The organism is Streptomyces sp. NPDC003327, assembly GCF_053589515.1.
Genome location: NZ_JBSFSA010000052.1, coordinates 11,704 through 32,550, shown reverse-complemented (window position 1 = coordinate 32,550; position 20,847 = coordinate 11,704). Strand labels below are relative to the sequence as shown.

The window sequence follows — 20,847 nt, the reverse complement described above, 5'->3', positions numbered from 1 at the left end:
CGTCGTTCCGCCGCTCCCGTCCGCACCGCCGGTGGCGCCGGCCCCGCTCGCGATGGCGCTCCCGGCCGCACCGGAGGCTCCGGCCGACCGGGAGCCCCCGGCGGAGCCGGACGGCCGGGTCGTGCCCGAGTCCCCGGTCGCCGAGAAGCCGTCGGCCGGGCCCGAGCCCCCGACCGGGCCGGAGGCCGAAGTCATACCCGATGCCCCGGTCGTACCCGAGGCGCCGGTCGTACCCGAGGCCCCGGTCGTACCCGAGGCGCCGGCCGCCCATGGCGATGCCCCCGGCGAGTCCGGCAGCGACGCCCGCGACGAGTCCCGCAACGACGTCCACGACGAGTCCGGCACCGAGGCCACCGAAGAGTCCGGCGACGAAGCGGTCCACACGCTTCTGCGGACGGCGGCGACCGAGCGGCCGGTGGAGGAGGTCGCCGCGCTGGTGGCCCGCCTCCAGGACACCGGCGCACTCTCCAGTCCCGCGGACGTGGCGCTCCGCGCGGCGGCCGTCAGCCGCCCGCTGGAGGAAGTGCGCCAGCTGCTCGCGCTCCTGAACGCGTCCGGGTACGACCTCCACCAGGCCGAGACCACGCTGCGTGCCGCGGCGGTGGGCCGGCCGGTCGAGGACGTGGTGCAGCTCGTCGGCATCCTCGGCGCCGACAGCAGCGACTGGCAGTCCCCTGGAAGCGGAAGCGGAAGCGGGCACGCGGGTGGCGGTACGGACCACGCCCACCCCGGCGGGGAAGCCGTACCGACCGTCACCGCGGCGAAAGCGGCGAAAGCGGCGAAGCGCGGCCGGGGCGCCGACAAGGAGCGCACGTCCGCCCTGGACGGCGCGCTGGCCTCCGGGCCCGCCGGTCACACCGTCTCGCCCGCGTTGCGCTCGGCGCTGCGCTGGCCCGCGGCGCTCGCGCTCTTCGCCTGCGGCCTCCTCCACCTGCCGGTGGACCTCGCCGCCCTGCGCTCGGGCGGCGACCTGGAGGCGGTGTCGGCGGTCGTCACCGTGCTGTGCCTGGCGTGCGCGGTCTGGCTCGCGGCCCGCGACACCCTGATCGTCTGGGCGGCCGCCGCGGGTCTCGCCGTCCTCGTCATCGCGCTCCACGGAGTCGCGAGCGCACGCGGCGGCGACCTGCTGGGCAGCAGTCTCGGCACCTCCTTCGCCTGGGCGAAGGCGCTGGCGCTCCTGAGCGCCGTGGGCATCGTCTGCCTGGCGGGCTCGGCCCTGGTGCGCCACGTGAGGGCGACGGGCGCGGCGGACAGCGCCTGACCCGCCTGACCCAGGGTGAAGGAAGAAGGCGGTTCCCCGCTCGGGCAGCTCAGCTGCCCGAGCGGGCGCGTTCCGGCGCGTTCCGGCGGCGGGGTCCCGATCGTCCGGGACTGGGCGGGGCGCCGTCCGGCGGATTCGAGCGGATTCAAGAGGAGCGGGGGCGGACGTCCCATCGGCTCGTACGCACCGCACGCCTCCGGCGGGCCACAGGCCTTGGTGTGACCGGGCCGAGAGGGGTTCGGCGACCTCCCCGAAAATTCCTCGGGAAATTTTGAAACCGGACATTTGGGGCACGGCTGCGGTTCCCGCATATCGGACGTGGATCGGCCGACCTACCAGTTGGTCGGTCCGTCTCGGTTGTCGATCTTTCAATCATTGGTGCGCGGCCGGGTTCGTCCTCGCAATGCAAGGCGGAGATCGGTCAGACCCCCGGAGTTCGATCTTCCGGATATGGAAACCGCAGCATTTAACGTCCTGTTCATGACTCAGGTGGAAGCAATGCCCCAGGCCGGAGACGCGGTAAGGGGTGTCGACGCCCCGGGCGAGACCCACGGCGTTCGCACCAAGGGCCTCGGAGGCAACTCCGTCGGCCTCCTCGGCAGTGCCGTCATCGGCATCTCGACCGTCGCCCCGGTCTACTGTCTGACCTCCACGCTCGGCTCCACGGCCGGCGAGGTCGGACTCCAGATGCCCGCCGTCTTCCTGGCGGGCTTCCTCCCCATGCTCCTCGTCGCCTTCGCGTACCGGGAGCTCAACCGGGTGATGCCCGACTGCGGCACCTCCTTCACCTGGACCGTGAAGGCCTTCGGCCCCCGGATCGGCTGGATGTGCGGCTGGGGCCTCGTCATCGCGACGATCATCGTCCTCTCCAACCTGGCGGGCGTCGCGACCTCCTACTTCTGGCTCCTCGCGGGTGAGATCAGCGGCAGCGAATACGTCGCCGCCCTGGACGACAACAAGGCCGTCCACATCGTCACCTGCCTCGTGCTCATCGCCGCCGCCACCGCGATCAGCTACCGCGGCATGACCGCCACCAAGGGCGTCCAGTACACCCTCGTCGGCCTCCAGCTCGTCGTCCTCGCCGTCTTCGTCGCCCTTGCCCTCACGAAGGCCGGCTCCTTCGAGACCTCGGTCGACTTCTCCTGGTCCTGGATGAACCCCTTCGCGGTGCAGTCCTTCGCCGCCTTCACGGCCGGACTCTCCCTCTCGATCTTCATGTACTGGGGCTGGGACGCCTGCATGGCGACCAACGAGGAGACCACCGGCAGCGCCAAGACCCCCGGCCGCGCCGCGCTCATCGCCATGGTCGTCCTGGTCGGCTCCTACCTCGCCACCGGCATCGCCGCCCAGATGGCCGTCGGCTCCGGCGACCAGGGACTCGGCCTCGCCAACCCGGAGACCTCCGACAACGTCTTCGCCGCCCTGGCCGGGCCGGTCATGGGCTCCGCCCTGGGCGTCCTCCTCTTCGTCGCCGTCCTCGCCTCCGCCGCCGCGAGCCTCCAGACGACCTTCATCCCGGTCGCCCGCACGGTCCTCGCGATGTCCACGTACGAGGCGCTGCCGAAGTCCTTCACCAAGGTCCACCCGGTCTTCAAGACCCCCGGCAAGGCGACCGTCGTCGCCGGCGTCGCCACCGGCGTCTTCTACACCGTGATGACCCTGGTCAGCGAGAACGTCCTGGTCGACACCATCTACGCCCTCGGCCTGATGATCTGCTTCTACTACGCGCTCACCGCCTTCGCCTGCGTCTGGTACTTCCGCGGCGAGCTGTTCCGCTCCGGCCGCGACTTCGCCTACAAGGGCCTCATGCCGGCGCTCGGCGGCCTCATGCTCACCGCCGTCTTCGGCAAGACGCTGTACGACATGTGGGACCCGGCGTACGGCTCCGGATCCGCCGTCCTCGGCGTCGGCTCGGTCTTCGTCATCGGCGTCGGACTGCTGCTGCTCGGCGTGGTGATCATGCTGGTGATGCAGCGCCGCAGCCCTGCCTTCTTCCGCGGCGAGGTCCTGACGAAGGAGACCCCGTCGCTGGTGGTCGCCGACTGACACACGTCCGCTTCCGGTCCTGAGTCGTCCCGGAACACCGGAACACCGGAGAAGACGCGAAGGCGGCGGGCCCGTGGGGGGTCCCGCCGCCTTCGTCGTACCCGGAGCGCCTCCGGCCGCTACTTCGCCTGCCCGCCGGGCAGGAGCCGCTCCACCGCCGTGTTGACGGGGGGCATGTCGGCGGCCGCGGCCGGCTTCGGCTGCGGGTTCAGGACGCCGCTGAGCGGTACGACGGAGGGCAGGTTCATGCCGCCGGTGTCGGCGGCGGCCGTCCCGGCGGAGGCGGACACGGCGCCCGCCGCGGCGAGGGCGGACAGGGTGGACAGGGCGGCTGCGGTGAGGATCCTCTTCATGCCCGCTCAACGCGGACCGCCCGAGTCCGGTTACTCGCCGTCCTTAGGATGCGTCGCATGGACGGGAAGACGAACTGGGTCCTGCGCCCGGGCCGGGCCGCCGACGTCGAGACGATCGCCGAGCTGCGGGCCGTCGTCATGCGCGACGACCTGACGCGCCTCGGCCGCTACGACGAGCACCACGTGCGGCAACGGCTGCGGGACGGGTTCTCCGCCGCGTACACCTCGGTCGTCGAGGTCGGCGGCGCCTTCGCCGGCTGCGTCACCCTCCGCCCGTACGAGCACGGCGACGGCCTCTACCTGGAGCACTTCTACCTCGCGCCCGAGACCCGCGGGACGGGCCTCGGGACGGCGGTGCTGCGCGTGCTCCTGGACCGGGCGGACGAGGAAGGGGAGCCCGTCCGGCTCGTGGTCCTGCAGGGGAGCGCGGCCCGCCGCCTCTACGAGCGGGAGGGGTTCGCCGTCGAGTCCGAGGACCCGGTCGACGTGGTGATGGTGCGCGCGGCCCGCACGGTTCGCGCGGCCCGCACGGTTCGCGCGGCCCGCACGGTTCGTGCGACCCGCACGGCCCGTGCGGGCGCCCGCGACTAGAGGGCGTCCCGCCCCCTAGAACCCGGCACCCGCCGGCTGGCGGACGCTGACGTTCAGGCGGTTGAAGAGGTTCGTGACGCCGACCATCAGGACGATCGAGGCGAGCTGCTTCTCGTCGTAGTGCTCGGCGGCGGCCGCCCACACGTCGTCCGGCACCGCGTCCGCGGTGTCGGCGAGACGGGTCGCCGACTCGGCGAGCGCGAGGGCCGCCCGCTCCTCGTCCGTGAAGTACGGCGTCTCCCGCCAGGCGGCGACGGCGAACAGCTTGTCGTCGCTCACCCCGGCCTTCCGCGCGCTCTTGGCGCCGAAGTCCACGCAGAAGCCGCAGTTGTTGATCTGGCTGGCCCGCAGGTGCACGAGCTCCAGGGTCGACTCCGGGACACCGCCGTCGCGGGTGGCCTTCAGCAGGTTCTGGATCGCGGGGAAGGCGTCGGGAAGGAGGTAGGCGGGGTTCGTCATGCGGGCCTGGGGCTGGTGCGTCATGGTGACGGCTCCTCGTGGTCTCTCAGGGGCTACTGCGGTGTTCCGTAGCTGCTGTCACCGAACTGACGGAGCGCGCGACGGGGATGTGACAGGACCCGGAAAGTTTTTTCGGGACGTCCTTCCGCCCCCACGATGAGCCCCGCCGCTCGAATCCGGATCCGGCCCCGCTACACCTCCGGCTCCGGCTCCCCTTACACCTCCGGCTCCGCGATGAGCGCGGTCGCGACCGTACGGAAGCCCAGCCGCCCGTAGAGCCGGGCCACGTCCCCGTCCGACGCCGTCAGGAACACCAGCTCCACGCCCCGGGCCCGCGCGTCCGCCACCAGGGCCGCCGTCACCGCGAGCCCGAGCCCCCGGCGGCGGGCCTCCGGCAGGGTGCCGACGCCCACCACCTCCGTCACCCCGTCCACCGGCTGGTGCTGGCCCGCCGCGAGGGCAGTGCCCCGGGCGTCGAGGGCCGCCGCCACCCGCGTCCAGCCCGCCTCCACGCGGGCCGCGATCCGCTCGACGGTCCCCGGCTCGGGGTCGCCGCCGCCGAAGGCCCGGTGCGGGGCGGCGACGGCGCTCGCCAGGGCCGGGTCGTCGGCCCCGACGGTCCGTACGGTCACGCCCTCCGGCACCGGCACGACGGGCGCTTCGCCCCCGGTCTCCAGGACCATCAGCGGGTGCTCGTGCACGGTGAGCCCGCTCGCCTCCACGGCCGCCCGCAGCCCCGGCGTCGTCTCCGCCACCCACTCGAAGGCCTCGGGCACGCCGAGCTCCCGCTGGCGCGCCCGGACCCGTGCCACCTCCTCGACGGAGACCGCGCCGGTGTGCCCGAGCGCGGGCCGGGCGTAGTACGGCCAGCCCGTGCCCTCCTGCACGAACAGGGTCAGGGGCCCGAACGCCTCCGCGCGGGCGGAGGAACGGGGAACGGTGTCGTAGTACGTCTCGATTCGCTTCAGCACGCGGGCCACCGTAGGGGCCGGGGCCGCCCGCCGCAGGCGGATTTCCGGCGCGCCGCAGGGAACCGGGGGTGGCATGATCCCGTCACCCCGGACAGGACATGAAGGACCGGACGGTACGACGGTACGACGGGACGAGGGGGAGCCATGAGCCGTACGACACACACCTGCCCGGGCTGCGGGCGCGACGACCGGGTCCAGGCCGTGCCCGCCGTGTACGTGGCGGGCCGGGACGCCGTGACGGCCCGCGAGCGCGACCGGGACGGCGACCTGCGCATGGTGACCCGGACGGTGACCACGGGCCTCTCCGACGCCCTCGCCCCGGTGCCGCGGCGGCCGTTGCAGGCGCTCGGCTGCGTCGGGCTCCTGGCCGGGTTCGTCTGCGTCGGCTCGTTCATGGGCTGGGTCTTCGTCGGGGGTGCGCTGGAGGACGAGCCCGCGCCCGTACCGGACATGGCGTTCGGGCCGCCTGAGCCCCCGGCGCTCGGTCCTGATCTCGGGTTCCTCGGCTGGGTCTCGGCCCTCGCCCTCCTCGTCACCGTCCTCGTGACCGTCGAGCTGTGGCGCCGCAGGGCCGCCTTCGCCCGGCGGACGCGCGGCCGCCACCGGGCCGAGGAGCTGTGGTCCCGGGGCTGGTACTGCCACCGCTGCGGCACCGTCCACTTCGCCGACGTCCCCGGCGAGGACCGGGCCCCGCTGAGCCTGCAGCGCTTCCGCGAGCGGGTCTGGGAGCACGGCGGGTACGGAGACCTGGCGGCGCGGCAACGCGCGGTGGACCCGGCGCGCGACTGACCGGCCGACGCCCCCGTACGTACCCCTCGGAAAACCCCGCTCCGCGCCGTACCGTGCCGCTATGCGGATCTCGACCACGATCTTCCTGACCGACGAGACCATCACGCCCGTGCGGCTCGCGCGCGAACTGGAGCAGCGCGGCTTCGCGGGGCTCTATCTGCCCGAGCACACCCACATGCCCGTCGAGCGGTCCGTCTCCCACCCGGCGGGCGGCCCGCTGCCCCGGGAGTACGGCCGCACCCTCGACCCCTTCGTGGCCCTCGGGCAGGCCGCGGCGGTGACCGAGCGCCTCGGCCTCGGGACCGGCATCACGCTGGTCGCCCAGCACGACCCGATCGCCCTCGCCAAGCAGATCGCGACGCTCGACCACCTCTCGGGCGGCCGGTTCACGCTCGGTGTCGGCTACGGCTGGAACCGCGAGGAGGCCGCCGACCACGGCGTCACCTGGTCCACCCGGCGGGACCTCGTCCGCGACCGGCTCGCCCTCATGCGGGCGCTGTGGGCGCCGGAACCGACGGCGTACGAGGGGGAGTACGGCCACTCGGTGCGCGCGTCGGACGCCTGGCCGAAGCCCGCCGGAGGCGCGCCGCGCACCCTGCTGGGCGGGGCGGCGGGACCGAAGCTCTTCGCCGCGGTCGCCGACGGCGCCGACGGCTGGATGCCGATCGGCGGCCGCGGCCTGACGGAGGCCCTGCCGGTGCTGCGGGAGGCCTGGGAACGGGCCGGCCGCGACCCGAAGTCCCTCCAGGTCGTCCCGTACGCGGTCGTCCCCAGCCCCGGCAAGCTCGCGCACTACGCGGAGCTGGGCTGCGAGGAGGTGGTCCTCCAGCTGCCGCCGGGGGACGAGCGGGAGGTGCTGGGGGTGCTGGACGAGTTCGCGCGGTACGCGTCGAGCGATTGACTTCGGAACACGTTCCGAAGTACCGTCGGTTCATGCTGACCCCCACCGTCTCCTTCTCCGAGCTCTCCAAGAACTCGAAGCGGGTCGCCGAGAGGCTCGACAGCGAGTACCGCCTGCTCGTCACGCGCCGCGACGGGCAGGATCTCTACCTCACGACCGCCGCCTACGACCAGGACCGGGAGGAGACGGCCGACGTCACGGCCCGCCTCCTCGCCGCCCTCCTCGCCGTCGACGACGGCGCACGCGTGATACGGCGCGCCCTTCCCTCGGTCTTTCCCTGGGTGCGGCATCTGTCCGCCGACGAACTCGGCGAGTTCGCCCGGGACCTGCTGGACGCGACGCACGACGCCGCACAGCTGGACGTCCACGCCACCCTCCACCGCACGATCGTGGAGTGGCGCGCGACGGCGCGGATCCTCGCCGACCCGGGGCTCACGGCCCGGCTCACCCGTCCCCTCCCCGACGAGGACCACGGAGAGGTGACGGCCCCGTGACGCCGAAGCGCGGGGACGACGTCGCCCCGCCCCCGGTCGGTGCGGAGTGGCGGCTGCGCTTCCCGACGAACGAGGCGGCGAAGGGGTGGGGCGAACTCGCCGCCGAAGCTCCGGGCAACACCCGGCGCTGCTTCGAGGCCCTTCGCGGTGATCCCCTCCGGCAGACCGATCCGGACCGGCAGCACCGGCTGCGCGGCCGGCTGGCCACCGGGACCCTCGGCGGACGTACCTACCCGCAGTGGGAGTTCGAGGTCACGGCCGGTGGTCGCGTGCGGTATCTCGTCGACGAGCAGCGCAGGACGGTACACCTGGTGTACGCCGCACCCCGGCATCCCAAGGACACCGACTGACGCTCCTTCCCGCCCCCGGCCCCGGTCCTCGCCCGCGTACCCGCTCGTATGCTCGGTCCATGACGGATCACCAGGCAGAACGCACCTCCGGCCCCACGCGGAACGCCGTGCGCCGGGCCCTGAAGCGGGCCAGGGACGGGGTCGCGCTCGACGTCGGGGAGGCCGCCGTGCTGCTGCGGGCGCGCGGGGAGGACCTGGCCGAGCTCGTCGCCGTCGCCGGGCGCGTGCGGGACGCCGGGCTCGAGGCGGCCGGGCGGCCCGGGGTCATCACGTACTCGAAGAGCGTGTTCATACCGCTCACCAGGCTCTGCCGGGACAAGTGCCACTACTGCACCTTCGTCACCGTGCCCGGGAAGCTCCGCCGGGACGGGCACGGGATGTACATGTCGCCGGACGAGGTCCTCGCCATCGCGCGGCGCGGGGCCGAACTCGGCTGCAAGGAAGCCCTGATCACGCTCGGCGACAAGCCGGAGGACCGCTGGCCCGAGGCCCGCGAGTGGCTCGACGCGCACGGCTACGACGACACCCTCGCGTACGTGCGGGCCATGGCGATCCGCATCCTGGAGGAGACCGGCCTCCTGCCGCACCTCAACCCGGGCGTGCTCACCTGGACCGACTTCCAGCGGCTCAAGCCGGTCGCCCCCTCCATGGGCATGATGCTGGAGACGACCGCGACCCGGCTCTGGTCCGAGCCGGGCGGCCCCCACCACGGGTCCCCCGACAAGGAGCCGGCGGTCCGGCTGCGGGTCCTGGAGGACGCCGGGCGCTCCTCGGTCCCCTTCACGAGCGGGCTGCTCCTCGGCATCGGGGAGACCGTGGAGGAGCGGGCCGAGTCCCTCTTCGCGCTGCGGCGCGTGGCGCGGACGTACCACTCCGTCCAGGAGCTGATCATCCAGAACTTCCGCGCCAAGCCGGACACGGCCATGCGCGCGATGCCCGACGCCGAACTCGACGACCTCGTCGCCACCGTCGCCGTCGCCCGGCTCCTCATGGGCCCCTCGGCCTGCCTCCAGGCCCCGCCGAACCTCGTCGACGCCGAGTACGAGCGGCTGATCGCCGCCGGGATCGACGACTGGGGCGGTGTCTCGCCGCTCACCATCGACCACGTCAACCCCGAGCGGCCCTGGCCGCGCATCGAGGAGCTGGCCGCCCGTTCCGCCGCCGCCGGCTTCCAGCTGCGTGAACGCCTCTGCGTCTACCCCGAGTTCGTCCGGCGCGGCGAGCCGTGGCTCGACCCGCGCCTGCTGCCGCACGTGCGGTCCCTCGCCGACCCCGAGACGGGCCTCGCGAACCCGGACGCGCCGGTGCGCGGCCTGCCCTGGCAGGAGCCCGACGAGGCGTTCACCGCCGCAGGCCGCACCGACCTGCACGCCGCCATCGACACCACCGGCCGCACCCACGACCGGCGCGAGGACTTCGACGAGGTGTACGGGGACTGGGAGGCGCTGCGCGAGGCCGCCGCCCCGGGCATGGTCCCCGAGCGCATCGACACGGACGTCCGCGAGGCGCTCGCGGTGGCCGCCGACGACCCGACGCGGCTGACCGACGCGCAGGCGCTGGCGCTGCTGCACGCCGACGGTCCCGCGCTCGACGCGCTGACCCGGATCGCGGACGACGTCCGCAGGGCGGCGGTCGGCGACGACGTCACGTACGTCGTCACCCGGAACATCAACTTCACCAACGTCTGCTACACCGGCTGCCGTTTCTGCGCCTTCGCCCAGCGGCGCACCGACGCCGACGCGTACACGCTCTCGCTCGACCAGGTCGCCGACCGGGCCGCACAGGCCTGGGACGTCGGCGCCGTCGAGGTCTGCATGCAGGGCGGCATCCACCCGGACCTGCCCGGCACCGCCTACTTCGACATCGCGCGCGCGGTGAAGGAGCGGGTCCCCGGCATGCACGTGCACGCCTTCTCGCCGATGGAGGTCGTCAACGGCGCCACCCGCACCGGCCTGTCGATCCGCGAGTGGCTGACCGCCGCCAAGGAGGCCGGGCTCGACTCGATCCCGGGCACGGCCGCCGAGATCCTCGACGACGAGGTCCGCTGGGTCCTCACCAAGGGCAAGCTGCCCGCCGCCACCTGGATCGAGGTGATCACCACCGCCCACGAGCTGGGCATCCGCTCCTCCTCGACGATGATGTACGGGCACGTGGACCAGCCCCGGCACTGGCTCGGCCACTTCCGCACGCTCTCCCGCATCCAGCAGGAGACGGGCGGCTTCACCGAGTTCGTGACCCTGCCCTTCATCCACACCAACGCGCCGGTCTACCTCGCCGGCATCGCCCGCCCCGGACCGACCGTCCGCGACAACCGCGCGGTCATCGCGGCGGCCCGGCTGCTCCTGCACCCGCACATCCCGAACATCCAGACCAGCTGGGTGAAGCTGGGGACCGAGGGAGCCGCCGAGATGCTCCGCTCCGGGGCGAACGACCTGGGCGGCACGCTGATGGAGGAGACCATCTCCCGCATGGCCGGGTCGAGTTACGGCTCATACCGCTCGATCCGCGACCTGGAGGCCATCGCGCGGGCCGCCGGCCGCCCGGCGAAGCCGCGGACGACGCTCTACGGCGAGGTCCCCGAGGAGCGGCAGCGCACCGCCCGCGCCTCGGACGGCCACCTCCCCGAGCTGCTGCCGGTGCTCCCCGCGGAGTGAGGAGGCCCCGCCCCGGGGCCGGGGGTGCGGGCCCCGGGGTGCGGGCCCCGGGGCCGGGGGGCGGGGCCCGGGTCGGGGCGAGGCAGGACGGGTCCGGCGCTCTGCGGTCAAAAGCGGCCCGAAGGGCGTCGGATCACATAACGTTCCGGCCCCTGAACGGCCGCATCCGGTCGATTACAGTGCTGCGCAGACCGGTGTACGGGAGCGTACGGGGGGAGGGCACGTCGTGGCGACGACCGCCGCAACCGTGACGGCCTCGGCCGTCTGGGGCCGCGCCGAGCAGCAGGACTTCCGCTCCCGCGTCCGGGGCAGCCTGCTCGGCGGCGCCGTCGGCGACGCGCTCGGCGCCGGGATCGACGGCCTCTCCCTGGCCGGGATCCGCGAGGCCCACGGACCTGACGGACTCGCCGAACCCGTCCCCGCCTTCGGCCGCAGGGGCGCGGTCACCGCCCACACCCAGATGGGCCTGTTCACCGTCGACGGGCTCATCCGCGCCCAGATGCGCCGGGACGTCGGCGCCTGGCACCCGCCCACCGACATCCACCGCGCCCACCGCCGCTGGGCCGCCACCCAGCACGAGTGGGGCCCGGACGAGCGGCGCCCCGACCTCGGCTGGCTCGGCCGCGAGGAGTGGCTGTACGCCCGCCGGAACCCGCCCCGCGCCTGCCTCACCGGCCTCGGCGACGAGCACCTCGGCACCCTCGACAAGCCCAAGAACCCGGAGGCCGCCGACGCGGGCGCGCTGGCCCGCTCGGCCCCCTTCGGGCTCCTCGTCGGCTGGGAGCCGCAACTGGTCTGCCAGCTCGCGGTGGAGTGCGCCGCCCAGACCCACGGCGCCCCCGCGGCCACCCTCGCGGCCGGCGCCCTCGCGGTCACCGTGCACGGCGTGGCGCGCGGCGGCTCCGTGGAGGCGGCGGTCGCCGTGGCCCGGGCTCAACTGCTCGCCCGGCCGGGCCACGAGCCGGTCGTCGAGGCCCTGGACCGCGCCGTCGGAGCCGTACGGGAAGGGGTGCCGGACCCGGCGCGGGTGACGGCGCTCGGGGCGGGCGAGGACCGGGCCGAGGGGCAGCTGGCGGCGGCGGTGTACTGCGCCCTCGTCGGCGAGGACGTCCGGCACGGGCTGCGGCTCGCGGTGAACCACGACGGGCCCTCGGCGGTGACCGGGGCGCTCACGGGCGCGCTGCTCGGGGCCCTGCACGGCGAGACGGCCCTCCCGCCGGCCTGGCTGGCCGAGGTGGAGGGCCGTGCGACGGTTTTGGAACTGGCGGACGACTTCGCCCTGGAGATGACCCAGGGGCCCGCGCTGCACGGCCCCACCGAGTCGTCCCCCGCCTGGCTGGCCCGCTACCCGAGGGGCTGACCGGCGCGGGGGCCGCCCTGGGCGGGGACGGCCGCCGCGCCGTCGGTGTTGATCCTGTCGAGGACGGCGTCCCGCTCCGGGGTGTCCTCGGGCCGGACCAGGCCCAGGAGGACGTACAGGACCAGCGAGGTGGCGAGCGGCGAGACGATCTGGATCTGGAGCTCGACGCCGTCGAGGCCGTAGTTGGTGAGCCAGAAGACGAAGAGCCCGGCGGCCCAGGAGCCGAGGGCCGCCGTCGGGCCCGACTTCCGGAAGGTGCGCAGCAGACCGAGCATGAAGGGGATCGCGATCGGTCCCATGAGGCCGGCCACCCACTTGATGACGACGGTGATGATGTCCTTGAAGGTGGGGGAGTTGACCTGGGTGGCGACGGCCATCGACAGGGCGAGGAACGCGATCGTCGACCAGCGGGCGGCGAGCAGTCCCGCCTGCTGCGACCAGGTGCGGGCGGCCTTGCTGAGGACGGGGGCGATGTCCCGGGTGAAGACGGCCGCGATGGCGTTCGCGTCGGAGGAGCACATGGCCATGGTGTGCGAGAAGAAGCCGACGATGACGAGGCCGAGGAGGCCGTGGGGGAGCAGCTGCTCGGTCATCAGGGCGTAGGAGTCGGACGCGTCGGGCTTCTGGGGGTCGACCAGCAGCGGCGCGCACCACATGGGGAAGAAGAGGACGAGCGGCCAGACGAACCAGAGGGCGGCGGAGAGCCGGCCGGAGCGGGTGGCCTCGCGGGCGGACGGGGTGGCCATGTAGCGCTGGGCCTGGTTCCACATGCCGCCGCTGTACTCGAAGGTCTTGATGAAGAGGTAGGCGAGGAGGAACGTCAGCGTGTACGGGCCGGCGGTCGGCGCGGTGTGGCCCTGGAGTTCGGGCCGGTCCCAGACGGTCCACAGGGCGCTGACCCCGCCGAGCTTCGCGAGGACGGCGACGAGCATCGCGATTCCGGCGAAGAACTGGATGACGAACTGGCCGAGCTCGGTGAGCGCGTCCGCCCAGAGGCCGCCGACGGTGCAGTAGATGCCCGTCACGACACCGGTGATGAGGATGCCCTGGTTGAGGGAGATCCCGGTGAAGACGGAGAGCAGGGTCGCGATGGCGGCCCACTTGGCGCCGACGTCGACGATCTTCAGGAGCACCCCGGACCAGGCGAGGGCCTGCTGGGTGGGGAGGTTGTAGCGGTTCTTGAGGTACTCGAGCGGCGAGGCGACGTGCAGGCGCGAGCGGAGCCGGTTGAGGCGGGGCGCGAAGAGGTGGGCGCCGACGGCGATCCCGATGGCGATGGGGAAGGACCAGGTGACGTAGGAGGTGACGCCGTAGGTGTAGGCGATGCCCGCGTACCCGGTGAACATGACGGCGCTGTAGCCGGACATGTGGTGGGAAATCCCGGAGAGCCACCAGGGCATCCGGCCGCCGGCGGTGAAGAAGTCGGAGACGTCGTCCACGCGCTTGTGGGACCAGACGCCGATGGCGACCATCACGCCGAAGTAGCCGATGAGCACGGCCCAGTCGAGACTGTTCATTGCGCCCCCTCCATGGGATCCGGTCCGTCTTGTGAACGCGGTTCATGGTGTGGGGAGTTGTTGGGCAGGGACAATGCAAGGGAGGGTCAAGGGAAGGTAAAAACGTTCTGTTTGCTGACTGCCGTTCAAGAATCTGAACGAGCGACCTGGGTCCGCGGGAGGGGTGGCGCATCGGCTCCCCGGCTCGGCCGCGCCCGGCCCGCGACCGCACGACGTGACGTAGTCGCGGACGGAGGTGACATATCCGTAGAGAACTCCACGGTCTGCACGCCTGTGGCTTCCCGAGGACTTCCGGACATGCCGGAGCCCTCTCGGCCAGGACGGCGGACCGGACGAGAGGGCTCTACGGGGCGGGGCGGTGCGGGCTCAGAGGGTCCCGTTGCCCACCTGGCCGACGAACGTGTTCCACGAGCCCGGTCCGAAAGAGAGGGACGGGCCCTCGGGGGCCTTGGAGTCACGTACCGCGATGGCGGCGACGACGGGGGACTTCACTTCGACGCAGGCCCCGTTTCCGCCGGAATACGAGGACTTCGTCCAGGTGTCCGTAGCGCCCTGAATAATCGCCATTCTTCTCAACTCCGGTTCTGCCCGTAGGGTCGAACCAACGGTGTTTTCGTTGGCGTGATCGACGCTACTGGTCGACTCCGGCCCGCGGGGCGGACGTTCACACGTCCGAGTGGCATATTCCAGCCAGGCTTCCCTGCGGGTGAGGCGGCGGTGTACCGTGCCTGCCCCCGCACTCCGAGACCGGGGTCGGTGAGTCGGCGGGACCGTAGGACCGGGGGACAGCGGGTTGCCGGGGTCAGCCCTGGGCGTAGGCCTTCGCGATCTTCGAGACGAACTCCCGGGTCTGCTCCACGTTCAGCGCCTGCGCCCGCAGGTGCTCGTACATCACGCTGTATTTCGCGACGTCCGGCGCCTTCTCCAGATAGAGGTCGCTCGTCACGCCCTCGATGTACACGACGCTGGAGTCCGAGGTGTCCGGGAACTCCAGAATCGAGTACTGGCCGCTGATGCCCGGATGCGCGCCCATCTCGAAGGGCAGCACCTGCACGGTCACGTGCGGCAGGTGCGACTGCTCGATCAGGTGCTCCAGCTGCTGCACCATCAGCTGCTTGTTGCCGACGACCCGGCGCAGCGCGCCCTCGTCGATGACCGCCCACAGGCGCAGCGGACGCTCCTCGTCCCGGATGCGCTCCTGGCGGCGGGTGCGCACCGTGACGCGCTTGTCGATGTCGGCCGGGCTCGACTCGGGCAGCGCGCCGGTGATCACGGCCTCGGCGTACGCGTGGGTCTGCAGCAGTCCCGGGATGATCTGCGGCTCGTAGACCCGCAGGCTCTCCGCGTCCGTCTCCAGACCGATGTAGACGCTGTACGGGATGTCGCCGAAGGCGTGCCACCAGCCCTGCTGGCGCGAGTCCTTGGCCATCTGCATCAGCGAGTCGACGACCCGCTCGTCCTCGACCTCGTACACCCCGCAGAGGTCGCGCACGTCGCGCTGGCTGATGGAGCGGCGGCCGTTCTCCAGCCGGCTGATCTTCGACTGGGAGACGAGGAGCCGCTCGGCGACCTGCTCGGCCGTCATGTTCTTCGCCTCGCGGAGCCGCCGGAGCTCCTGCCCCAATCGGCGTCGCCTAACGGTGGGGTTGACGTTGGACGCCACGGAAACTGCACCTCCGGCTGTCTGCTGCGCGTAGCTGTGAGTATCTACCGCTTGGCAGACTGCCACCAAAGGCGAGGCGTGCGCTGGGAAACGACCACAACGCACGTGTGCGAGGCGGTCGTCGGACCGCCCCGCACGGCTGTGCGGCTCCCGGACGGGTACGTGGTGGTGCTTGGTGGTGCGTGGTGGGGCTTCGGTGTGCGTGGTGGGGCTTCGGTGGTGCGTCAGTGGACGGCCGCGCGTGCCATGCCGCCGTGCGGCTGTGCCGGGACGCCCGGGGCGTTCCGGCGCGGCTGGGCCGCCACACCGTTCTGGACGTCCATCACGGCGTGCGCCACGAGACCGCCCATGGGGTCGTGCCGGATCAGGTCGCGCAGCCGGGACCGCGACGACCGTCCTTCGTTGCCGGGGTACAGGTGCTTGCCGAGTCCGACCGCGTGGGCCAGCGCGGCGAGCGCCGCGGTCCGCGGGTCCGGCGGCACGCCGGTGCGGATCGCACTGTCCAGCCGGGCTCTGATCTCCCGGCTGATCGCCGTGTCCGTCGCCTGGTAGCGAGTCGTCGGCAGCACCCCGCACATCTGGCCCTCCACGGCATGCACCATGCCGCATCGCTCCAGATGCGAGAGATACGTCTGGCGGAGCCCCAGCCGGGGCCCGCCGATCCAGTGGACGGCCCGGACCGGGCTGCCGCGCCTGCGCAGCAGTTCCAGTGCGGAGTCCAGAGTCGGATCTCCGGTCGGCCGTGGCATCACCACGGCGATACGATCCCCGTCAGGGGCTATCCGTCCTGCCAGAGCCAGCTCCACTAGCTGTGCTCCGGCCAGGCCGAGGTCGAGCGACTGCGGCTGCGCTGTGGTACCCGTGGTCGGGTCCAGAGCGAGCAACAGAAGCTCCTCCGGAAGTGTTCTGCGGCTCCTGCCCATCCATGCCTCCCCGCGTGGATGAATGACAGGGTGACCCCTCTCACATTCATCTGTCGAGAGCGCCTGGGTGGTTCATCCGGGAACCAGTAGGTATGTCGTTCTCGTCTAGCACGGGAGCCAAGCGGTTCACACAGGACACTGGTAGACGGTTCGGACGTACGTATGACGCATGGAGGAGGCACGGTGGCGGGCGAGTCCCCCGACAGGGCGGAGCAGCAGGGGTCGTCGCAGGAGACGGTCGCTGCGGGCGGTGGCGGCAGGGATCCCCGGCTTTCCGTGCTCGCTGGGGCCGAGTCCGCGTCGGTCCGGGTGGACCAGCCGACGGCCGTCTTCAAGACCCTGGCGCCCCGGACGCCGGAGGATGACACGGACTCGGACTCGGACGCGGACTCGGACACGGACACGGACGCGGCGGAGACGGCCGAGAGCGACGCGGAGGCGGCCACGGCGGCCGAGGAGGCCCCGGAGAGCGCCGAGGAGCCCGCTGGGGAGCCCGTTGAGGCCTCCGAGCCGGGGAGCGAGCGCCTTAAGGCCGCCGTGGCGGCCTGGGTGGCCACGGCGGACGAGCCGGAGGCGTCGTCGGAGGAGCCGGAGGAGTCCGAGGAGTCCGGTCCGGAGCCCGCCGCGGAGGAGTCCGCTCCCGCCGAGGAGAAGCCGGACACCGGGTCGTGGTTCGCCGCCCGCAAGCCGGCCGCCGGGAAGCCGGAGGACGAGCCCGAGGACGAGCCCCGGGCCGCTGCCGATGACGCGCCGGCCGCCGAGCCGGAGGACGTACGCGCCGCCGAGCCGGAGGACGTACGCGCCGAGGAGCCGGCGGCCGCGTCCGACGACCCGTCGGACGACCCGTCCGACGACGAGCCGGTAGACCAGCCCACCACCATGTTCAAGGCGATCCGCCCGCCCGTGGCGCCCGCCGTGGACCAGCCGACGACCGCGCTGAAGCTCCCGCGCACGCCGGACGCCCCTGCCGACGGGCGCCAGAGCACCTTCGTACCGCTGCGGGCGGACATCCCCGCCGAGCGCAAGGCCGAGCAGACGACGGAGCCGAAGCCGAAGCCGGAGTCGAAGCCGTCGCCCGCGCCCGCGTCGAAGCCGGAGCCCGCGTCCAAGCCCGAGCCGAAGTCCGAGCCGAAGCCCGCCGCCGCCCCGGCGGCGTCCGCCGCGTCCCCGGCGCCGGCCCCGGCGCCCGCCGCGCTCAGTGAGCCCGAGCGGACCCGGCAGCAGCCGATGCCGCCGCTGCCCCCGCTCGACCTCCTCGCGGAACTGACGAACACTCCGCCCCCGCCGCCGACCCCGCTGCGCACGACCATGCGCCGGGTGCGGATCTGGACCCCGCTGGTCCTCTTCCTCTTGATCGTCTTTGCGATCGTACAGATGGTCAGGCCGCTGCCCGCGCCCGCCCTGAAGCTGACCGCCGCACCCACCTTCACGTTCGCGGGCGGTGAGCTCGCCCTGCCGTGGCCCGGCGAGGGCCAGGGCGCCATCGAGGTCGAGGGCGTCGGTTCGATGGGCACGTACGGCGCGCAGAAGCCGGCCCCGATCGCGAGCGTCGCCAAGACGATGACGGCGTACGTGATCCTCCGCGACCACCCGATCAAGGGCTCCGAGAAGGGCCCCACGATCACGATCGACAAGAAGGCCGGCGAGCAGGCCAAGGCGCCGGACGAGTCGACCGCCCCGGTCGAGGAGGGCCAGACCTTCTCGGAGCGCGAGCTGCTCCAGCTGCTCATGATCCCGTCGGGCAACAACGTGGCCCGGCTGCTGGCCCGCTGGGACGCCGGTACGGAGGCCGCGTTCGTCGCGAAGATGAACGCCGCGGCCAAGGACCTCGGCATGACCGGCTCCACGTACACCGACCCGTCCGGTCTGCTGGACACCACCGTGTCGACGCCGCTCGACCAGCTGAAGCTGGCGAAGGCGGTCATGCAGTACGACGTGTTCCGGGAGATCGTGAACATGCCGAACCTCACGGTGAACGGCATCCCCGGCCGGATCGAGAACAACAACAACATCCTGCTGGAGCCGGGTGTGAGCGGCATCAAGACCGGCTCCTCCACCCCCGCGGGCGGCAACCTGCTGTGGGCCGCCAACACCGTCGTCGACGGCCAGAACCGCCGCATCCTCGGCATCGTCATGGGTGCCAAGGACGCGGAGCTGCTGCACGACAAGCTGCAGCTCGCCATCGACAACAGCCTCAAGCTGATCCAGCAGGCCCAGAACGACGTCACCTCCGCCGCCGTGGTGAAGAAGGGCCAGGTCCTCGGCTACATCGACGACGGGCTCGGCGGCCGGACCCCGGTCGTCGCCACCAAGGAGCTCAAGGCGGTCGGCTGGCCCGGCCTCAAGGTGAAGCTGGAGCTCACGGACGGCGGCAGGACCCTGCCGCACACCGGTCTCGCGGGCGACGTCGTCGGCCAGGTGTCGATCGGCGAGGGCGCGGGCGAGGTCAGCGCCCCGGTGGCCCTGGAGTCCGACCTGGCGGAGCCCGGCTTCGACAAGAAGCTGACCCGCCTGGGCTGAGCTTCCCCGGGCTGACCCGGCACCACCCGGTCGGACGGGCGCCCCGGTACACCGGGGCGCCCTCCTGTTAGCGTTTCCCGGGGGACGAGACCACGCGAGAAGAGAGACAGGCAGCACGGGAGAGGGCCGCAGTGACCACCGCCGAGCCGACACGCGCCGACTACGGGCGGGAGTCTCCTCCCCCTTCCCCGCCGCGCATCATGGTTCCCGCACAGCGGCCGGCGTCCGACCCGGCCCCGACCGCCCGGCGGCGCAAGCGTCGCTACCCGGTCATGGCCGCGACCGGCCTCGCCGCCCTCACCCACATCCTGTGGTTCTTCCTCTTCGCGAACAGTGGCGGTGACCTCGCCGCGCAGGACGCCTGGGCCGAGTTCGTGGGACGGCACCCGGACTCCGCGTACAACCTCGCCTGGTACGGCGGGATGCACCCGGTCTCGTACAGCGTGGTCTCGCCGTACGTGATGTCGCTGCTCGGCGTGCGGTCCACGATGATGATCGCGGGCACGCTCTCCGCCCTCCTGACGGCGCTGATCCTCGTCCGCGTCCCGGCCGTCCGCAATCCGATGGCCTGTTCGATCGCGGGCGTCTTCGCCTTCCTCTGCAACGCCCTGTCGGGCCGGGTCACCTTCGGCCTCGGCATGATGTTCGCGCTCGGCGCCGTCGCCGCCGTCTTCTGCTGGCCCCACCGCTGGCGGCGCAAACGCTGGGCCAAGGCCGCCGTCGCCGCCCCCCTCGCGGGCCTCGCGACCGCCTGCAGCCCCGTCGCCGGGCTCTTCCTCGGCGTCGCGGCCGCCGCCCTCTTCCTCAACAAACGGCGCCCCGGCGCGTACGCCCTCGGCCTCGCCCCCGTCGCCGTCGTCGCGCTCTCCTCCTGGCTCTTCCCCTTCTCCGGCACCCAGCCGATGGCCTTCGGCTCGACCGCGCTGCCCCTCGCCTTCGGCGCCCTCGTCTTCCTCCTCGTACCGAGGGACTGGCGCACCGTCCGCACCGGGGCCGCCGTCTACGTCGTCGGCACCTTCCTCACCTGGCTGATCGACTCGCAGATCGGCTCCAACATCTCGCGGCTGCCTATGCTCTTCGCCGGGGTCGTGCTGCTCGCCGCCCTGCCGTACACGGCGCCGCGCTCCCGCCGCTGGTACGCGCTCGTCGTCGCCTTCGCCGGCCTCACCTTCTGGATCGGCTTCAAGAGCGTCGACGACGTCATCCGCACCGCCCCCGACGCCTCCTGGGCCTTCGAGGTCGCCCCGCTGATCAACCAGCTCCAGGTACGGGGCGCGGACAAGGCGCGCGTCGAGGTCGTCCCCGCCTCCAGCCACCGCGAGTCCTCGGCCCTCAGCCCGTACATCAACCTGGCCCGCGGCTGGAACCGCCAGGCCGACATGGAGCGCAACCCGCTCTTCTACGACGACACCCTCAACGCCGTGAACTACGCGGAGTGGCTCGACCGCTGGGCCGTCCACTACGTGGTCCTCCCCACCGGCGCCCCCGACTCCGGCGCCGAACAGGAGGCGGAACTCGTCGCCGCCGGCCTGCCCTACCTGAAGCAGGTCTGGGCGGACGCGAACTGGCGTCTGTACGCCGTCCAGAACCCGACCCCGCTCGCCGACCCGCCGGCCCGCGTGGAGAGCGCCCAGGAGAACGAGGTCGTCATCACCGTCGACCGCCCCGGCCGGGTCCTCATCCGCGTCCCGTACTCGCCGTGGCTCGCCCTCATGGACGAGAACGGCGGCAAGATCGAACCCCCGAAGGAGACCGAGGCCTCCAAGCTCGCCCGCGAGGAGTCCGAGACGGAACTCCCCAAGGTCTTCGCGAACGACCAGGGCTGCCTGCTGAAGGCGGAACCGGACGCGGAGGGCGACGAATGGACGGAACTGATCGCCCCGAAACCGGGCGTCTACCGCCTCGCGGCCCCCTACAAACTCTTCCCCCGCGGCACGGCCTGCCCGGAAGAACTCCGCTGACCGACACCGCACGCCACAGGGCACCCACGGAGAT

At 72.6% G+C, this 20,847-nt stretch carries 18 protein-coding genes; 11 read left to right on the top strand and 7 right to left on the bottom strand.

Annotation, left to right across the window (positions count from 1 at the left end):
- Positions 1-31 precede the first annotated feature (31 nt).
- On the top strand, positions 32-1,261 hold the full coding sequence (locus tag ACWDVG_RS27990; RefSeq protein WP_451703138.1) for a hypothetical protein: 1,230 nt from the start codon (positions 32-34) through the stop codon (positions 1,259-1,261).
- Between the two features lie 480 nt (positions 1,262-1,741).
- A complete protein-coding gene (locus ACWDVG_RS27985) occupies positions 1,742-3,307 on the top strand; it encodes an APC family permease (protein ID WP_451703136.1) in 1,566 nt (521 codons plus the stop codon).
- 119 nt (positions 3,308-3,426) lie between these two features.
- Here ACWDVG_RS27985 and ACWDVG_RS27980 read toward each other — a convergent pair whose 3' ends face one another.
- The gene (locus tag ACWDVG_RS27980) at positions 3,427-3,660 is read right to left on the bottom strand and encodes a hypothetical protein (RefSeq protein ID WP_451703134.1); all 234 of its coding nucleotides are present in this window, start codon (positions 3,658-3,660) and stop codon (positions 3,427-3,429) included.
- Between the two features lie 57 nt (positions 3,661-3,717).
- On the opposite strand from ACWDVG_RS27980, the gene ACWDVG_RS27975 reads away from it, so the two are divergent.
- On the top strand, positions 3,718-4,251 hold the full coding sequence (locus ACWDVG_RS27975) for an N-acetyltransferase family protein (protein ID WP_451703131.1): 534 nt from the start codon (positions 3,718-3,720) through the stop codon (positions 4,249-4,251).
- A 15-nt stretch (positions 4,252-4,266) separates the two neighbouring features.
- On the opposite strand, the gene ACWDVG_RS27970 is transcribed toward ACWDVG_RS27975, so the two are convergent.
- Together ACWDVG_RS27970 and ACWDVG_RS27965 are read right to left on the bottom strand one after the other, a co-directional pair.
- Positions 4,267-4,734: a carboxymuconolactone decarboxylase family protein gene (locus ACWDVG_RS27970; protein ID WP_451703130.1), complete on the bottom strand. Its 468-nt coding sequence runs from the start codon at positions 4,732-4,734 to the stop codon at positions 4,267-4,269.
- Positions 4,735-4,925: 191 nt separating this feature from the next.
- Positions 4,926-5,690 (bottom strand): GNAT family N-acetyltransferase, encoded by a 765-nt coding sequence (locus tag ACWDVG_RS27965; protein ID WP_451703151.1) that lies wholly within the window; start codon positions 5,688-5,690, stop codon positions 4,926-4,928.
- 135 nt (positions 5,691-5,825) lie between these two features.
- On the opposite strand from ACWDVG_RS27965, the gene ACWDVG_RS27960 reads away from it, so the two are divergent.
- From ACWDVG_RS27960 to ACWDVG_RS27935, 6 genes are all read left to right on the top strand, one after another.
- Positions 5,826-6,470: a hypothetical protein gene (locus ACWDVG_RS27960; RefSeq protein WP_451703128.1), complete on the top strand. Its 645-nt coding sequence runs from the start codon at positions 5,826-5,828 to the stop codon at positions 6,468-6,470.
- Positions 6,471-6,531: 61 nt separating this feature from the next.
- A complete protein-coding gene (locus tag ACWDVG_RS27955) occupies positions 6,532-7,371 on the top strand; it encodes a TIGR03619 family F420-dependent LLM class oxidoreductase (RefSeq protein WP_451703127.1) in 840 nt (279 codons plus the stop codon).
- A 32-nt stretch (positions 7,372-7,403) separates the two neighbouring features.
- The gene (locus ACWDVG_RS27950; RefSeq protein ID WP_451703125.1) at positions 7,404-7,865 is read left to right on the top strand and encodes a prevent-host-death family protein; all 462 of its coding nucleotides are present in this window, start codon (positions 7,404-7,406) and stop codon (positions 7,863-7,865) included.
- On the top strand, positions 7,862-8,215 hold the full coding sequence (locus ACWDVG_RS27945) for a hypothetical protein (protein ID WP_451703124.1): 354 nt from the start codon (positions 7,862-7,864) through the stop codon (positions 8,213-8,215). The genes ACWDVG_RS27950 and ACWDVG_RS27945 overlap by 4 nt, the downstream gene beginning before the upstream one ends.
- 59 nt (positions 8,216-8,274) lie before the next feature.
- Positions 8,275-10,869: a bifunctional FO biosynthesis protein CofGH gene (locus tag ACWDVG_RS27940; protein WP_451703122.1), complete on the top strand. Its 2,595-nt coding sequence runs from the start codon at positions 8,275-8,277 to the stop codon at positions 10,867-10,869.
- A 226-nt stretch (positions 10,870-11,095) separates the two neighbouring features.
- Positions 11,096-12,229 (top strand): ADP-ribosylglycohydrolase family protein, encoded by a 1,134-nt coding sequence (locus tag ACWDVG_RS27935; protein WP_451703120.1) that lies wholly within the window; start codon positions 11,096-11,098, stop codon positions 12,227-12,229.
- Here the strand turns inward: ACWDVG_RS27935 and ACWDVG_RS27930 are convergent.
- The 4 genes from ACWDVG_RS27930 to ACWDVG_RS27915 form a co-directional block, all read right to left on the bottom strand.
- On the bottom strand, positions 12,214-13,746 hold the full coding sequence (locus ACWDVG_RS27930; RefSeq protein WP_451703118.1) for a sodium:solute symporter family protein: 1,533 nt from the start codon (positions 13,744-13,746) through the stop codon (positions 12,214-12,216). The two genes, ACWDVG_RS27935 and ACWDVG_RS27930, sit on opposite strands and share 16 nt — an antisense overlap.
- 366 nt (positions 13,747-14,112) lie before the next feature.
- The gene (locus ACWDVG_RS27925) at positions 14,113-14,313 is read right to left on the bottom strand and encodes a DUF397 domain-containing protein (RefSeq protein WP_451703116.1); all 201 of its coding nucleotides are present in this window, start codon (positions 14,311-14,313) and stop codon (positions 14,113-14,115) included.
- Between the two features lie 235 nt (positions 14,314-14,548).
- Positions 14,549-15,409: a helix-turn-helix domain-containing protein gene (locus ACWDVG_RS27920; RefSeq protein ID WP_451703114.1), complete on the bottom strand. Its 861-nt coding sequence runs from the start codon at positions 15,407-15,409 to the stop codon at positions 14,549-14,551.
- Between the two features lie 224 nt (positions 15,410-15,633).
- On the bottom strand, positions 15,634-16,332 hold the full coding sequence (locus ACWDVG_RS27915; protein WP_451703112.1) for a GOLPH3/VPS74 family protein: 699 nt from the start codon (positions 16,330-16,332) through the stop codon (positions 15,634-15,636).
- Positions 16,333-16,494: 162 nt separating this feature from the next.
- Here ACWDVG_RS27915 and ACWDVG_RS27910 point away from each other — a divergent pair, with 162 nt between their 5' ends.
- Together ACWDVG_RS27910 and ACWDVG_RS27905 are read left to right on the top strand one after the other, a co-directional pair.
- Positions 16,495-18,852, top strand: coding sequence for a D-alanyl-D-alanine carboxypeptidase (locus ACWDVG_RS27910; protein ID WP_451703109.1), 2,358 nt, complete (start codon positions 16,495-16,497; stop codon positions 18,850-18,852).
- A gap of 131 nt (positions 18,853-18,983) precedes the next feature.
- A complete protein-coding gene (locus tag ACWDVG_RS27905; protein WP_451703107.1) occupies positions 18,984-20,813 on the top strand; it encodes an MFS transporter in 1,830 nt (609 codons plus the stop codon).
- Positions 20,814-20,847: the final 34 nt, after the last annotated feature.